Annotated in this window: 14 protein-coding genes; 2 read left to right on the plus strand and 12 right to left on the minus strand. The window is 58.4% G+C overall.

Annotation, left to right across the window (positions count from 1 at the left end; translation table 11 throughout):
• Nucleotides 1–8: 8 nt before the first annotated feature.
• The 10 genes from J0909_RS06610 to J0909_RS06655 form a co-directional block, all read right to left on the minus strand.
• Nucleotides 9–812 carry a class I SAM-dependent methyltransferase gene (locus J0909_RS06610; protein WP_207261486.1) on the minus strand — a complete coding sequence of 268 codons (804 nt, stop codon included), beginning with the start codon at nucleotides 810–812 and terminating at the stop codon, nucleotides 9–11.
• 492 nt (nucleotides 813–1,304) lie between these two features.
• Complete coding sequence (locus J0909_RS06615; RefSeq protein ID WP_207261488.1) at nucleotides 1,305–1,541, minus strand: hypothetical protein; 237 nt, start codon at nucleotides 1,539–1,541, stop codon at nucleotides 1,305–1,307.
• Nucleotides 1,542–2,082: 541 nt separating this feature from the next.
• A complete protein-coding gene (locus tag J0909_RS06620) occupies nucleotides 2,083–2,928 on the minus strand; it encodes a D-amino-acid transaminase (RefSeq protein WP_207261489.1) in 846 nt (281 codons plus the stop codon).
• A 1-nt stretch (nucleotide 2,929) separates the two neighbouring features.
• A complete protein-coding gene (locus tag J0909_RS06625; protein ID WP_207261491.1) occupies nucleotides 2,930–4,075 on the minus strand; it encodes a M20 family metallopeptidase in 1,146 nt (381 codons plus the stop codon).
• A gap of 43 nt (nucleotides 4,076–4,118) precedes the next feature.
• The gene (locus J0909_RS06630; RefSeq protein ID WP_207261493.1) at nucleotides 4,119–4,997 is read right to left on the minus strand and encodes an ABC transporter permease; all 879 of its coding nucleotides are present in this window, start codon (nucleotides 4,995–4,997) and stop codon (nucleotides 4,119–4,121) included.
• Nucleotides 4,998–5,004: 7 nt separating this feature from the next.
• Entirely contained in the window at nucleotides 5,005–5,970 is a 966-nt protein-coding gene (locus J0909_RS06635) for an ABC transporter permease (protein ID WP_207261495.1), read from the minus strand.
• A 48-nt stretch (nucleotides 5,971–6,018) separates the two neighbouring features.
• The gene (locus tag J0909_RS06640) at nucleotides 6,019–7,527 is read right to left on the minus strand and encodes an ABC transporter substrate-binding protein (RefSeq protein ID WP_207261496.1); all 1,509 of its coding nucleotides are present in this window, start codon (nucleotides 7,525–7,527) and stop codon (nucleotides 6,019–6,021) included.
• Nucleotides 7,528–7,576: 49 nt separating this feature from the next.
• Nucleotides 7,577–8,542: an ABC transporter ATP-binding protein gene (locus J0909_RS06645; RefSeq protein WP_207261497.1), complete on the minus strand. Its 966-nt coding sequence runs from the start codon at nucleotides 8,540–8,542 to the stop codon at nucleotides 7,577–7,579.
• 3 nt (nucleotides 8,543–8,545) lie between these two features.
• On the minus strand, nucleotides 8,546–9,544 hold the full coding sequence (locus tag J0909_RS06650) for an ABC transporter ATP-binding protein (protein WP_207261498.1): 999 nt from the start codon (nucleotides 9,542–9,544) through the stop codon (nucleotides 8,546–8,548).
• Nucleotides 9,545–9,698: 154 nt separating this feature from the next.
• Complete coding sequence (locus tag J0909_RS06655; RefSeq protein ID WP_207261499.1) at nucleotides 9,699–10,727, minus strand: hypothetical protein; 1,029 nt, start codon at nucleotides 10,725–10,727, stop codon at nucleotides 9,699–9,701.
• Between the two features lie 148 nt (nucleotides 10,728–10,875).
• On the opposite strand from J0909_RS06655, the gene J0909_RS06660 reads away from it, so the two are divergent.
• The gene (locus J0909_RS06660; RefSeq protein ID WP_207261500.1) at nucleotides 10,876–11,946 is read left to right on the plus strand and encodes an aspartate/glutamate racemase family protein; all 1,071 of its coding nucleotides are present in this window, start codon (nucleotides 10,876–10,878) and stop codon (nucleotides 11,944–11,946) included.
• A 262-nt stretch (nucleotides 11,947–12,208) separates the two neighbouring features.
• Here the strand turns inward: J0909_RS06660 and J0909_RS06665 are convergent, their stop codons facing one another.
• Nucleotides 12,209–12,730, minus strand: coding sequence for a LysR substrate-binding domain-containing protein (locus tag J0909_RS06665; RefSeq protein ID WP_207261555.1), 522 nt, complete (start codon nucleotides 12,728–12,730; stop codon nucleotides 12,209–12,211).
• Between the two features lie 38 nt (nucleotides 12,731–12,768).
• Between J0909_RS06665 and J0909_RS06670 the strand changes: the two genes are divergently transcribed.
• Nucleotides 12,769–13,326, plus strand: a complete 558-nt coding sequence (locus J0909_RS06670) for a LysE family translocator (protein ID WP_286181840.1) — start codon at nucleotides 12,769–12,771, stop codon at nucleotides 13,324–13,326.
• Between the two features lie 344 nt (nucleotides 13,327–13,670).
• Here the strand turns inward: J0909_RS06670 and J0909_RS06675 are convergent, their stop codons facing one another.
• Nucleotides 13,671–15,329: an FmdE family protein gene (locus J0909_RS06675; RefSeq protein ID WP_207261502.1), complete on the minus strand. Its 1,659-nt coding sequence runs from the start codon at nucleotides 15,327–15,329 to the stop codon at nucleotides 13,671–13,673.
• Nucleotides 15,330–15,337: the final 8 nt, after the last annotated feature.

Here is a 15,337-nt window from a genome sequence, read left to right on the forward strand (position 1 = left end):
TTTAAAGCTTATTTATTATAAATGGTAGCTTTTAGGCTAAACGACATCGGATACTTATTTGCATTATATTGATAGTTATATAGACCGCTGTCCCCGTCTCGATCCATCTCTCCGGAATCATAAAAATTTTCCGTGAATTCATTCAAGAATTCAATATGCAATCCTGCCAATGACAACGCGTTGATAATATCAGATATGGTGTGCATCCAAAAATACGCTTTTACCCCGTGCTTACATTCGGATGCATATCCGCCAATGGAATCTTCCATGTCCGGCTCTTTTCCGAAATAAGGATATTTTATCTCGTATTGCTCGTTGCTCAGCTTACTTTCATCCAGCGAGAGAAAAAATGGATGCGAATCAAAGACATATAAAAATCCGTTGTCTTTCAAAAGAGTTCGAATTGTATTTGCCCAGATATTCAAATCCGGCAGCCATCCGAGCACTCCCTCGGAAGTAAACACAATATCATATTTCCGGTCGTGGCTTTGCGACAGTGTCATGACATTCGACTCAATGAAATCCACATTATGAACTTGAATGTCCGCGGCAAGTTTCTTCGCATAAAAAATATTTTCCGGGACTAAATCAATGCCGGTAACTTGGCTCGCCCCCATTCTTGCCAAAGCGATTGTATCGGCTCCCGTATTACACTGTAAGTGTACTATTTCTTTTCCGGTTATATCTCCTAATTCAGCCTGTATATAGCCGTTCAGCTTATGCGTACCGTTTTCAAATGCTGATTTAAAGGCGCTGAAATGATCTTCTGAAATTTTGCTCCAGGCTTCCTTGTTTGATTCTATTTCTTTCACTCCGCTTATCCTCCGCTATCGGTTAACTATAGACCAGTGATACAAATAGCGCCGATCCACTGCAAGGTGGAGATTGTTGCGGGGACACTGACGACGCCTTGGACTTCACCCGCACACACTGATATTCTCGATGGATTGGCACAAAAACACGTCATTATCGAACGTAGCTATGACTAATTAAGCCAAATCTGATTGAGCTTACTGCCGGTCGCCCCTCGTACAGTGCGTACCAAAGTCATGCAGGCGACGACCACTTACCCACAACAACGAAAGGCTGAGAATTCTCAGCCTTCCTTATTCATACTACTAGTATTCGAAATCCGTATGGTTTGGCGCTCACTGCATCTTGGTTTGCGCATTTGAAACGCCGAATGCAGTTTTGCCTAACAATTTCTATTTGCACTGGCCCCATCTTGTGGGGATCCTGCAGGCCAAGGTGTCGCCCCGCCGAGGGGACACAGCTACCAAACCGTTTTGAAAGAGTCTTTTAAATCAGAGGTACTGCCAGACTTTGTCGATTGTTGTTTCCATGACGGCAACGACGCAAAGATCAGTGTAGGCGATTTGGACAACCTCGGCCCGAAACTTCCCCTCCCCTTGCTCCACGTTGAAGGCGTCCATGATTGCAATGGATTCATTGCGGGTGCGTGATCGCGGGGAGCTGCCGTCATGAGTTCGGGGGTGGTAACCCAAGAAGATCGTCTTGGGCTTTTCCTGTTCTTTATGCATACCGGCCCTCGCTGGCTTGTGGTTGTCCGTGTTAGGCTCCGGGGCCGACGTCCGTGATCCGGCCTGGGGGATGAGCTCCAATGAATTCTCCCCAGCCTGCGGTTAGTGCGCGCTCACCGTAACCCCGAGGCTGTGCTTGCAGTCCATTCGAACCACAGGCCCGCCCGCAATGACAGTTGCTCCGGCGGCTAGGGTGCTATGGAGATAGCCCATCACATTGTGGAGTCAAGCTCTTCCTGCCCGTGCCCCAAAAGTTGTACCATATTTGTGCAACCTTCAAGCGAAAAAGGCTTGGTGGCGCTGGAGGAGGTTGAATCCGCAGCAGCTTGGATGCCGCGTGAGACGATCGTGTGACGACAAACCGGCAGCAACCGCGCATGCGCAACGGGATTCCCGCCACGAATTAGGGCGAAGGCACACCCTCCGGCGTGTCCCGGTGGTTTGGTCCCGGCTCCAGGTCTCGGCCCTGACCGACAACCCCGGTCAGGGCCTTCAAGACGACAATTCCCGTCCCAACCCGGATGGACGCGCAATCAGCAAATCAGATTGCGTTCCGCCGCCCTTCCTCGATATAGATCTCGTTCAACCGCCTGGCTGTGGGGCCGGGGACGCCTCCAGAAAGCTCCGTGCCGTCGATTTCCACCACGGGCAGGACAAAGGACGTGGCCGAAGTCACGAACGCCTCCTGCGCCGCCTTGGCCTCGTCGAGGGTGAAGGGGCGTTCCTCGATGACAAATCCCCGCTCCTCCGCCAGCTTCAGGACCGCGGCGCGGGTGATGCCGGGCAGAATGGAAGAGGACAGTTGCCGGGTCACTATCGCGCCCTCGCTGGTCACGATATAGGTATTGCTCGAACTGCCTTCGGTAACGAAGCCGTCCTCCACCATCCAGACGTCGTCCTTGCCTTGCTTCTTGGCCCCGGTCTTGCTCATGGAGGCGGCCAGCAGTTGAACGGTCTTGATGTCCCGGCGGCGCCAGCGGATATCCGGGATGGAGACGACCCTGAGCCCCTTTTTCTCACCGGCCAGATTCTTCAACTGGGTGAACGCCACCACGGTCTGACTCACGTTCTCGGGGAACAGGAAATTCCGGTCGGCCACCCCCCGCGACACCTGGAGATAAACGCAGCCTTCCTCCAGGCCGTTCTTGACCACCAGTTCACGGTGCAATGCAAGCCAGGCCTCGCGGTCCATGGGCATCGGCATGCCCACTTCGCCAAGGGAGCGCTCCAGGCGGGCCATATGGCCGTCGAAATCCACGAGCTTCCCATCCAGAACGGAGGTCACCTCGTAAACGGCGTCGGCGAACAGGAAGCCCCTGTCGAAAATCGATATCGAGGCTTCCTCCTCGGGAATGAACGCCCCGTTGAGATATACTATGCGGCTCATATTAATTCCCCTTGTTCACGGCCTGTCTGCAGAAGGCCGAAATCATGGTCCTGGCCGGAATGAAACTGTCCAGCGTCATGTACTCATCCAAACGATGCGAGTTCTCCCCGACCGGCCCCATGCCGTCGAGTGTCGGGATGCCCATGGCCGCCGTCCAGTTACCATCCGAGCAGCCGCCGGTAGATATTCCGCCGACCTCGATGCCCAGCTTCGCGCCCTCGGCCACCAGCAGTTGGAAAAGCGCCTCGCTTTCGGGACCACTTTCCATCGGGGGACGCTGTCCATGCACGACAACTTCGACCGTGGCCCCAGGAAGAAGCGTTTCCTTGGGCAGGGCCTCGAAAAAGGCGTCCACCTCGGCCATCTCCTGCATGGTCGCGTAGCGGACATCCACTTCCACCTCGGCCCGGTCCGGAATGATATTGGTCTTGTCGCCGCCCCGAATCACCGTGCATTGGGCGGTAATGCCCGATCCCGCATGGTTGAGGGCGTTGATGCGGCCGATCTGGTGGGCAAGCTCCACCACGGCATTGACGCCCTTTTCGGGGTCGGCCCCGGCATGGGAGGAAACGCCGTGAGCGACGACCCGGACCCGGTATCCGCCCTTGCGGCTGACGACGTACCTGAAACCGGGACGGCACGGCTCGAAGACCAGGACCCGATCGCACAGGGCGGCGGTCTCCTCGATCCACGGCCGGGAATTGTGAGAGCCGGTCTCTTCATCGCCGTTGAAGGCGAGACAGACGGCCATATCGTCCAGCGCCCCTTCCTTCTTGAGCCGCTCAACCACGTACACGGCCAGCAAAAGGCCGCCCTTCATGTCGTTGACGCCGGGGCCGTGGGCAAGACCGCCTTCCGTGCGGAAGGGACGCCTGCCAGCTTCCCCGGTGGGGAAAACGGTATCCATGTGCCCGAGGAACAGAAAATCATACCGGCCGTCCCGGCTGGGGGTGCAGGCCTTGAGGCAGGGCACGCCGTCCTCTCCCTGGCGGGTTATTTCCACTTCCAGGCCCAAGGGGACAAGCTTGTCCCGCAGGAATGCGGCCACTTCGGCTATCCCCTCCGGATTGTCGCTGCTGCTGTCGAGATTAATGATCCGCTCAAAATCATTGAGAAAACGTTCATAGCACTGTTGTTCTTCAGTCATCTATCTATCCTATCCAGGTAATCAGGGTTTCCCGGAGTCGGGCCTAGCGGCTCAGCTTCGGATTCATTTCATCGCGGAGCCAGTCGGCGAACAGGTTGATGCCCACGACCAGCAGAATAAGCACGGCGCCGGGGAAAAGAGTCAGCCACCACATGCCCGCATAAATGTAGTTCTTGCCGATGGCGATCATCATCCCCAGGGAAGGCTCGGTCAGGGGAACGCCCACGCCGAGAAAGCTCAGTGTGGCCTCCAGCATGATGACCACCGCGAGGTCCACGGCCATAACCACGAAAATGGGCGGCAGCGCATTGGGCAGGATATGCTGGAACAGGATGCGGAAATCCTTTGCGCCGGAGGCCTTGGCCGCCATGACGTAGGGATTGTCCTTGATTTCGAGCACACTGCCCCGGATGGTGCGGGCGTATCGCACCCAGTCCGCGATGCAGATGGCGAGAATGACCGTTCCCAGACCCCTGTTGTCGAATACGCCGAGCAGCAGGACAGCCAGCAGGGTCGTCGAAAAGGAAAAGACCGTATCCGCACACCGCATGACAAAGGCGTCGAGGAAGCCGCCGTAGTAGCCCCCGATCATGCCCAGGGTCACGCCGATGGTGCCCGCGATGGCCACGACCGAAAAACCGACCAGCATGGATGTGCGCAGCCCGTAGAGAATGGTGGAAAGGATGCAGCGTCCCTGGTCGTCGGTGCCCAGCGGGAAGGCGCTGGAGCCGCCATGGACCCAAAAGGGCTGGAGCAGGACGTTGCCCAGATCCACGGACGAGAGATCGTAGGGATTCATGGGCGCGATCAGCGGCGCGAAAACACCGGCAAAGAGAAAACAGAGCATGATGGCCGCCCCGAGCATGGCCGGCTTGTCGTTCAAGAAGCTGTGCAGCCGTTTGTTTCTGATGGAACCGTTCATGGGAGACCTAGCTGTAGCGGATTTTCGGGTTGAGCACTGCGTAGAGCAGGTCGACCAGGATATTGATGAAAAGGATGATGCAGGCGGCCAGCATGATATAGGTGACGATAATGGGCTGGTCCGTCTCGAAAATCGATGTCAGCAGGAGATTCCCCATACCCGGCCACTGGAAGATGGTCTCCGTGACGATGGAAAAGGCTATCAGCTCGCCGAACGAGAGTCCCGCGATGGTCACCACGGGGATAAGGACGTTGCGCAGGGCGTGCTTGAGAATGACCTTGGTCGGAGACAACCCCTTGGCCCAGGCCGTCTTGATGTACTCTTCGCCCATGACCTCGCGCATGCCCGCGCGGGTCAGGCGCATCATGACCGCCAGTTGGTAGCTGGAGAGGGTCAGCGCGGGCAGGATGATGTGCTTCCAGCCGTCAACGGTCAGCAGCCCGGTGCGCCAGGCCCCGAGTTGCACCGTGTCGCCCCGGCCGAAGGCGGGTAGGATCTCCAGCCAGACGGAGCAGACCATCACCAGCAGGATACCGGTCAGGAAGGTCGGCATGGAGATGCCCAGAAGGGACCCGGACATGAAGACCTGGGCCAGCGCGCCTTTCGGGCGGATGGATACGACGATGCCCAACCCGACCCCGACGATGAAGGAGATGGACATGGCCACCATGGCGAGCTCGAACGTGGCGGGAAAACGTTCGAGGATGGTGTCCAGGGCGTCCACCTGGCTGACGTAGGACTTGCCGAAGTCCCCGTGCAAGGCGCCGCCGATGAACTTGAAGTACTGCACGTAGGTGGGTTGGTCCAGGCCGTAGGCGTGCCGGACCATTTCCCGTTCTTCCTGGGTTGCGTACTTGCCCGCCAGCATGAGCACCGGATCGCCGGTGAAACGGAAAAGGCAGAAGCAGATGAAGGAGACCGCCATCAGGACCAGAAGTCCCTGGAGGACTCTTCGGAGAATGTATGATGCCATAGTGGTGAAGAGGGGCCGCCGAAGCGGCCCCGTGTTGTTCGCTGTTTGCTACTGGATTTCCTTGACCACGATCCAGCGGTCAGGGCGGGGATTGAACTTGATGTTCTTGCCTTTGGCTACGGCGTACAGATCCTGCTGGTAGTGCAGGGGAATCCAGGCCACGTCTTCCATGACCATGGCGTTGATATTCTGCAGCGCCTTGTCACGCTCGGCCAAATCCACGATGCTGGAGGACTTGACGATCAGGTCGTCAATGGCCGGATTGGAATACACGGCGCCGTTATAGGCACCCATGCCCTTTTCCTTGTCCCAGGTATGAAGCAGTTTTTCCGCGCTGCGGCCGAAGTCGTAGGAACCGTCGAACCAGCCGATCAGGTAGAACGGATGCTTGAACTCGGCGGTCTCGTCAAAGAAGATGGACTTGGGCTTGACGTCCAGCTTCACCTTCAGGCCGATCTTGGCCATGTACTTGGCGACGGCTTCGGCAATTTTCTCGTCATTGATGTAGCGATCGTTGGGGCCGGCGATGGTGATCTCGAAGCCGTCGGCATACCCGGCTTCGGCCAGCAGTTGCTTCGCCTTTTCCGGGTTGTACTCGATGCGCTTGATGTCGGCATTGTAGCCCACGGTGGCCTTGTCCGGGATCTGGGAGGCCTTGGTGGCCTTGCCCTGCATGACCTTGTCGATGATCTCGTCTTCGTTGATGGCGTAGGCCAGGGCCTGGCGGACGCGCTTGTCGGCGAACGGCGTACCGGGCTTGTTGGAAACGGTCAGGTAGATACAGCGGCGCGCCGGACGCTGGATCATCTCCACGTTGGGCATCTTGGCGATGCGGTCGGCCAGGGTCAGCGGCACGCCGTTGACGATGTCCACCTGATGGCCGGCCAATGCGGCGAAACGGGTGGCCTCTTCCACGATGGGACGGATCTCCACGGTCTTGTACTTGGGCTCGCCTTCCCAATAATTCGGGTTGGCGTGCATGCGCACGTAGGAACCCTTGACCCACTCATCGAAAATATAGGCGCCGGTGCCGATGGGGTGGGTGTTGTAGTCGCCGTCGTCACGGGTCAGGGAGGACTCCTTGTCCACGATAAAGTTCTGATGCATGGTCTCGGCGAACCAGGGAACCGGCTTCACGGTCTTGAAGATGACGGTGTAGGCGTCCGGGGTTTCGATGTCGGCGATGGCGTTGCCGAAGTTCAGGAACCGGGAGTACTTGGGATCCTTCATGCGCTCGAAGGTGAACTTGACGTCTTCCGCATTGAAATCGTTGCCGTTGCTGAACTTCACGCCCTTGCGCAGGGTGAATTTCCAGGTCAGGGCGTCAATGCGTTCCCAGGCGGTGGCCAGTGCGGGAGCGAGCTTGCCGTCCTTGCGCTGCAACAGTCCGTCGAAAAAGTTGGACATGTACGAATAGTTGGCATCGGACGAGTATGCCTGCGGATTCATGGACTTGGGCGGAGCGTCGGTTGCGATGACCAGGTCCGCCTTGGCCATGGCGAGCGACGGCAACGCAAGCAACGCGACGAGGGATGCAATAACTGCCAAACGTTTCATGAAATGAACCTCCAATACAAGTTAACACCGAACAGATGACGCCATCCGTTCAATACAGATGGCATGCGGCCAGATGCCCATCGCCGAAATCCCGGATGGTCGGAATTTCCCGCGAGCATATATCCATAGCTTGGGGACAGCGCGTGTGGAACCGGCACCCCGAGGGCGGGGTGATGGGGCTCGGCACGTCGCCGACCAGAATCTGCCGTTGCTTCTTGCGGCGCGGGTCCGGCACGGGGACCGCGGAAAGCAGCGCCTGCGTATACGGGTGTTTCGGATTCGCATAGATTTCGGCGTAGGAACCCTTTTCCATGACCTTGCCGAGATACATGACCACGATCCGGTCGCAGAGGTATTCGACCACGGCCAGATCGTGCGAAATGATCATCAGCGACAGTTCGAATTCCCGCTTGAGATCCATGAGCAGATTGATGATCTGCGCCTGAATGGAAACGTCCAGAGCCGAGACGGGCTCGTCGCCGATGATAACGGACGGGTCCAGGGCCAAGGCGCGGGCGATGCCCAAGCGCTGCCGCTGGCCCCCGGAGAACTCATGGGGATAGCGACGTCCCTGGTCCGGGCTCATGCCCACGGTCTCCAGCAGGAAGGCCAACCGGTCCCGGCGCTCCCGGCCGGTGTACATTCCATGGACGTTCATGGGGTTCGCCAAGATTTGATCGACGGTCATGCGCGGGTTCAGGGACGAATAGGGATCCTGAAAGATAAGCTGCATTTCCTTGCGCAGCGCCCTGAGCTCGGCCGGGGACATCTCGCCCATGTCCCTGCCCTTCCAGCGGACAACGCCGCCGGTGGGATTGATAAGACGCATGGCGGCCAGCCCGGCAGTGCTCTTGCCGCACCCGGACTCGCCCACAATGCCGAGGGTCTCGCCCTTGTGGAGTTCCAGATCAATGCCGTCAACGGCAAAGACATGGCCGACCACGCGGGACAACAGCCCCTTCCGGATGGGGAAATGGACCTTGAGGTCCTCTGCCTTGATAAGGGTTTCTGTCATGGATCAATGGGGGATATGCAGCCAACACCGGACGGTGTGGCTATCGTTGATTTCCGCAAGCTGCGGCTCCCGCTCTTTGCAAATAGGCAAGGCTCGGGGGCACCTTTCCCGGAATTTACACCCTTGAGGCAACGCGTACAGACTGGGAACCATCCCTTTTATCTCATTGAGCCTGTCCACCCTGCCGGGCACGCGCCTTCCAAGGACGGGCGTGGAGGCCAACAGCCCCGCCGTGTACGGATGCAGGGTGTTCTCGAACAGTTCGATGGTCTCGGCCTGTTCCACCACGCGGCCCGCGTACATGACCACGACGCTGTCGGCGGTCTCGGCGATGACGCCAAGATCGTGGGTGATCATTTCCACAGCGGTGCCAAAGTCTTCCTTGAGCTGGATGATCAAATCGATGATCTGGGCCTGGACCGTCACGTCCAAGGCGGTGGTGGGCTCGTCCGCTATGAGGATTTCGGGCTCGCAGGACAGGGCCATGGCGATCATGACCCGTTGCCGCATGCCGCCCGACAATTGGTGGGGATACTCGAAAATCCGTGACCGGGGGGCGGGAATCTGCACGCGATCCAACATCTCGACGGATGCGTCCAGGGCGTCTTTCTTGTTCATGCCCCGGTGAAGCATGAACATCTCCGACAATTGGTTGCCGATGGTGAAGACCGGGTTGAGCGAACTCATCGGCTCCTGGAAAATCATGGAAATGCGGTTGCCTCGCACATGACGCATTTCCGCCATACTCAGTTTGGTCAGGTCCATCCCGTCGAACAGGATGCTGCCGCCCACGATCTTTCCGGGAGGCGAAGGCACGAGACGCATGACCGACTGGGCCGTCACGCTCTTGCCGCAGCCGGACTCGCCGACCACGCCGAGAACCTTTCCGGCGGCCAGGGAGAACGACGCTCCATCAACGGCTTTGGCGACGCCTTCCGATGAATAGAAATACGTCTGGAGCTCGTTGATTTCTAAAATTACTTTTTTGTCAGTATCATCCATCTTCACATCTTTGGCCTGAGCATTTTTTAACAGAGAGGGTCAATTGGGTAATAATTTATCGACATGTCGTCAAACAAAATTTTCCCATTTGGTTTAAAAAAAAATTAAACCGCCCCGCCAAAGGACGTCCTCGGCACGATCTTAACCCGCTGTTCTAAAAGAATTTTATACCAGGCGTCGCCAACAGTTCCTGCACTGCCGCATCGAAATGTTCCCGGACACCCCGCTGCGCGAACTTGTCACTGACATATTGCCGCAGCCCTTCCGGGGTGTTCCGGCTGTCCTCGGAATTGACGGCGGCCTTGCACATGTCCACTTCCAGACCGAACAGGTGCAGGATGGAATGCGCATCCGTCGAAAATCCTTGCAGGTTATGTTGATCGTAGGGATTCTCGTAGGAATGGGGGCTGGAGCTGGTGAAATTGATCCGGGGCCGCTTCCCGTCGGCGTCCTGGATAAGGAACTCGAAGGTCGAACACCTCTCGACGATGAAAAACCGGTGCTGTTCCGGGAATTTTATGGCGCTGGATACGGCGTTGGCATAATATTCCGCGTACAATGCGAGTTTTTGCTCATCCTTGGCCGCGACGCACCGCTCAATGTTGCGATCCAGGCTTTCGCTGAGGCACTTGCCGCAAATATAATTGACGATCCGGCTACCCTTCTCGCAGTTCCGCTTGAACAGGCGCAACCGCTCCTCGACCACCTTCCCGGTCAGGTCATACAGGAAGCGCGCGGCGTCTCCGCCCACTTCCAACTGGAATTCCTTCATCATATAAAGAGGATATGGCTGATAAATACCGCTCGGCCGGTTTTTGACCAGAACCTTGGTGCCGCCGAGGGTTTCGAACGCCGCCAGCATCAACTCGAAATGCAGCCGATCATAATGCGGAAGCATCCGGCCTTCGATCTTTCTGCGCTGGTTGTTCACAAGTATGGCCGGGATGTCGTGCCGGTTCAGGCTCCGATAATCATATTCGGCCAGGACCGAGTTGATCTCGGATATGGTGTGGTTGAGCGCCAGCAGGATGGATGCGATCTTGTCTTTACCCGGATGGTTGATCTGCCCTTTGCTCAACTTGGTCAGATAGGTGTTGGAAACACCGGAGAGCTTGCTGATGCTGTTGAGGTTCAACTCGCTGGCGGCAATAATTTTAAGAAGCGTGTCGGGGTAGTTCCGCATATGGGGTGTGGGTCGATGGTTGATTCCGTGGACAGTTAAGGATAGACGGTATTAACAAAAAATTGAACGAAGTTAAATTTTTTTTTACCCCGCATTTTCCGGGGCGGTCTCTTTTTCTATCATATACAATATAACTGAAGCTGCAAACATGAATGATGTCACGAGCGTCACCGGTGTGATCGGCGGCATGGGCAACGAGGCCATGGTTGACCTTGCGGAAAAGATGGCGCGGGTTCCCGGCCACGAAAAGCTCAACTATGTCTTCTACGGCAACTCGCGACTCGCGTACAAACCGCATGAGGTGAACGCCGCCGGAACCGACGGGGACGCCACCGAACGGCGGAAGGCCGCAACGGCGCGGCATACCGCAGCCTTCATGCGCTTTCTCGGCTGCGGGCTGACGGGGTTGGCCTGCAACAGCGCCCACGAACTTTTCCGCACGGTCATGCGGGGCAGCCCGGTCCGCTTTGTGGACATGATAGAGGAAACAGCCCGCTCCATGCGCGGGGTCCAAGGCCGGGTGCTGGTCATGGGCGTGACCTCATTGGTGGAATCCAACCTTTACCAGGACGCCTTGCGCGCCCTGGGCATCGAAGCCGTCTCCCCTTCCGCGGACAGCCAGGTCAAGACCATGGCCGCCATCTACGACACGCAATTCGGCATCAAGACCGGACAGATCACCGAAGAAGCCGAAAACCTCCTTTGTGCCGTGCTCGCGGACGAATGCCAAAGCCAAGACTGCAACCACGTCATCCTCGGCTGCACCGAACTTCCTCTGATCCTTACGCCGGAAGGATGTACCCGCTTCAAGCGCGAAGGCCGTATCCCGGAATCACTGCATATCGTCGATGCGTCCAGCGTGTTGGCCGAGACGCTCGTGTCCACCCCGTGCCCTCCCCCTGCGGATGATGCCCCGCCTGTGCCCCGGCCCGAACCGGAAACGGACTGGTTCCCGCCGGCCTCCTTCAGGGTGAACTCCCTTAAGGAGATGGCATCCGTTCAACGGGCCATATTCAAACAGACCGCGGACTACCTGTCCGCCCGGGGGCAAAGCGTCACCGGCAGCTACCTGCACCTGCCCACCCTGTTCCTCGTGGGGGACGTTCCGGCCGTCGTGGAAAGGCTCGCCCGCGCGGGCATGCCGCCGCTGTCGATTGACGAGCCATTCACCGACACCGTGGATGCAATGCTCGAAAAGCACTTCGCCTCCATGGCCTGAATTGCCGAAGAATCGCGCGGCCGCCGAGAGACGTGGGCCATGTTGCTGGCCCGCTGGGCAGCGTTTGCTTGATGGATCAATTGGGATACGCAGCCAAGCAACCCAAGCACCCAGCCAGACTTCAGCCGCATAGCCTTTCGCATACCCCATGGGGAAAAGGCTTGGGATGAAAACCCTCCAACCCGCTAAATTCATTGGTGGAGCTAAAGGGAATTGAATCCACGACTTCTTGCATGCCATTCAATGGCTATGGGCTACTCCGCTATGCCCAAACCTTCCTTGTGAGATTCACCATCGTCATGATCATGGGTTCTTCCGCCCGGCACTCCAGTGAAAGCAAGTGAAGGGTGAGCGTTTTCTCCAGGTTCCTGACAAGGAATATGCCGTAGGCGTCCGGCGACGCCCTCCACCTTGAGCGCGGGCATGACGCCCAGGCCGACTCCTGGTCCACGACGACGGCCTTAACCGGCTCCTCCCCGATTTCGTCGAACAGGCCGGAGAGCACCTTGTTCATGGGGCAATGGTCGCTGATCCAGACCCACGGGAACGAGGCGAGCCCCTTCAGGTCCAAATCCGCCACCCGGTCCCTCCAGATTTCGGGAGCGGCGATCGCCAGTTCGATCTCCCCCAGGCGTTGCGCGACGATTCCGTCGGCATCTGGGAGGAAATGGGAAAAACCCAGATCAATGCTTCTCGACGACAGCTCGCCCGCCGCGTCCCAGCTCATGGTCTTTTTCTCGACGAAGGATATTCCGGGATATCCCTTAGCCAGCGAGGCAGCAATGCTCTCTCATTGCCGCCATGTGCCTATTTCCCCTCACAATGTTCATTTCTCCCGGGCCGGTCAACATGCCGATCATAGCCTCAGGAACGGCCTACGGTTTCCGACGGACGTTTCCGTTCGTCTCCGGCGCAACCATCGGCCTCATCATGCTCCTGCTCTCACTGGGACTGGGGCTCATGCAGTTCGTGACCGCATATCCGGCCTTTCTCAAATGTCTATCCCTGGCGGGTTCGTTATTCATCCTCCATGTCGGGTATAAAATCGGCTCGGCTGATCCCGAACTCTCCATCAAGGCGGCCCCCTGCCCCGACTTCAAGCAGGGGTTCCTCATGCAGTGGTTCAACCCCAAAGCCTGGCTGGCCTGCATCGCCGATATCTCCATGTTCACGGCCCCGGGCTCCCACACCCCGCTATTCCTCTTCTCCGGCCTCTATTTCACCATCTGCTATCTCTCCCTCGCCGCCTGGGTCGTCAGGGGACCCCGGTTCGGCGTAGTCCTCGACACCCGAAAGAAGATGCAACGCTTCAACATACTGAGGGGTTCGCTCTTGTGCCTGTGTGCAGTATATCTGCTGCTGACATCCTTGCTGACTTAACCCTCACCGACGCCGGTCATCGGTATATTTTGGGATAGACTCCGCGAGAAAAGGCTCAGGAGGAGAACCGGCCAAGTCGCTAAAGTCATTGGTGAAGCGGAAGGAGATTGCAACCACGATTTCTTGAATATCATCAAATGCCGCTGCCGACGTAGCGGTTCCCCCCCCTTTCCAGCCGTAGTGGGGAAAAGATCGGTACGACGAGCCGCCCGCCGAGGACGAATCCGGAAGGATCCGGCTCCGGCGGGCAGCTGAGTCGTGAGGTTGAGGGCCTGAGAAGGAGCCTCTCCGGGCCTTCGCAGTCTAGGGGGTGTAGCGAAGACGCCGGATGGTTGCGCTATTTCCTATTTTCCAAACCAGCATTTGGGCCAAGTGCAGGTGTGGCAGGCCATGCAGTAGCCGCCTTCACCCATACGGGCCAGTTCCCTGCGGGAGATTTCCCGTCCGGCCAGAAGCCGGGGCAGGATGATGTCCAGGAACGTGGTCTTGTAGTACAGGGCGCAGGCGGGCACGCCCAGCACCTGTACCCTGCCGCCGGTGTCCGTGGCGGGCAGGGCGCCCATTACGCTCATGGTTCCCGGGAGCACGGGCGCACCGTGTAAGCCATTGGTGAGGCCGTATTCCAGCAACGCCTGCCGGGTCAGATCGTCAGGATCAACAGACAGGCCGCCGGTGGTGACCAGAAGGTCGGCCCCGGCCGTGCGGATGTCCGCGATGGCGTCGCGCATCATGTCCAGGTCGTCCGGCACCACGGTGCTCTTGACCACGGTGCAGGAATAGGCACCGACCTTGGCGGTGATCACCGGAATGAACTTGTCCTCGATGATCCCCTGGAAGACCTCGGTGCCGGTCACCAGGATGCCGACCTTGGCCCGCCTGAGCGGCAGCACGCTAAACAGCGGTTCACTGCCGAGGACCTCAAGGGCCTGCCGCATCCGCTCTTCAGGCAGGAAAAGCGGGATGGCCCGGGTTCCGGCGAACCGGCTGCCCTTTCTGATAACTGTCCCGTCATGGCGCGAAGCGACCATGACTTCGGGCACCAGGTTGAACTGCTCCATGCGCAGGGCATCCACGCAGAGCAGACCGTCGCGGTCGGCGGCGAAGTCGATCTTGCCCTCGTGAGGGGGCAACCCGTAGCCGACACCGGGGCCGGCCATAGCCCGGGCGAAACACTCGGCCACCTCGTTCTCGTGCCGGGTTCCCTGTCGGGAGGCCTCCGCCGCGGCCGCGGGGTCGCGCACCGCCACATGGAAGCGCCCCATCTGCTGCAGGCGGCAGACATCGCCGATGGAGAGACGCTGGCCCGCCTTGAACTCCGGCCCCTTGAACTGGCCGGGTTCGATGCGCGTCATGTCGTGGGCGGCCTCCCGCCCCACGGCCTCGGCCACCGGGACCACGCGCAAGCCCGCAGGCATGCTGTCGGCCACCAGGGAGTGCATTGAGGTATAGGGGGCCTGCCCCTGGCAACCCCGGCAGATGGGACCGTCGTACCGGGGGTAGGCCTCGCCGCAAACCGGGCAGACCTCGATGGCGTCCATGGGCTTGTGGCCCAGGTATCGCTGTTTGACCGTCACCGACTCCATCCGGCAGATGGTGTCTCCGGCCCGTTCGATCTCCTGCTCCAGGCGGGCGACGTTCTGGTCCTTCTTGGGCTTGCGCTTAAAGAACCAATCCCGGATCTCGGGAAAGTCCTCCAGCTTCGACGGATCGATGCCGACGCGCACGCCCTCGCCTGTATACTTGTCGCCAAGAGAAACAGCGTATCTGCCCAGATTCGTCACTTTCATCCAATTGTTGCCGGTGCTGCACAACGTCAGCAGCTGAACGGCGTCCGGTAAACACTTGGTCGTTTCCACGACGGCCTCGAAGAGTGTCCCTTTCGGAAGATTCCGCTTGGCCATGGCAACCATGTATCCACCGATAAGCAGTCCGGGAGCCGCGTACCCATGGAAGTTCCGGGCCAGAGCCTTGAACTCTTCGAACGTATAACTTCCAATATTCATCTTTTCTC

The sequence above is a fragment of the Desulfovibrio sp. Huiquan2017 genome (assembly GCF_017351175.1).
Taxonomy (GTDB): Bacteria; Desulfobacterota; Desulfovibrionia; order Desulfovibrionales; family Desulfovibrionaceae; genus Pseudodesulfovibrio.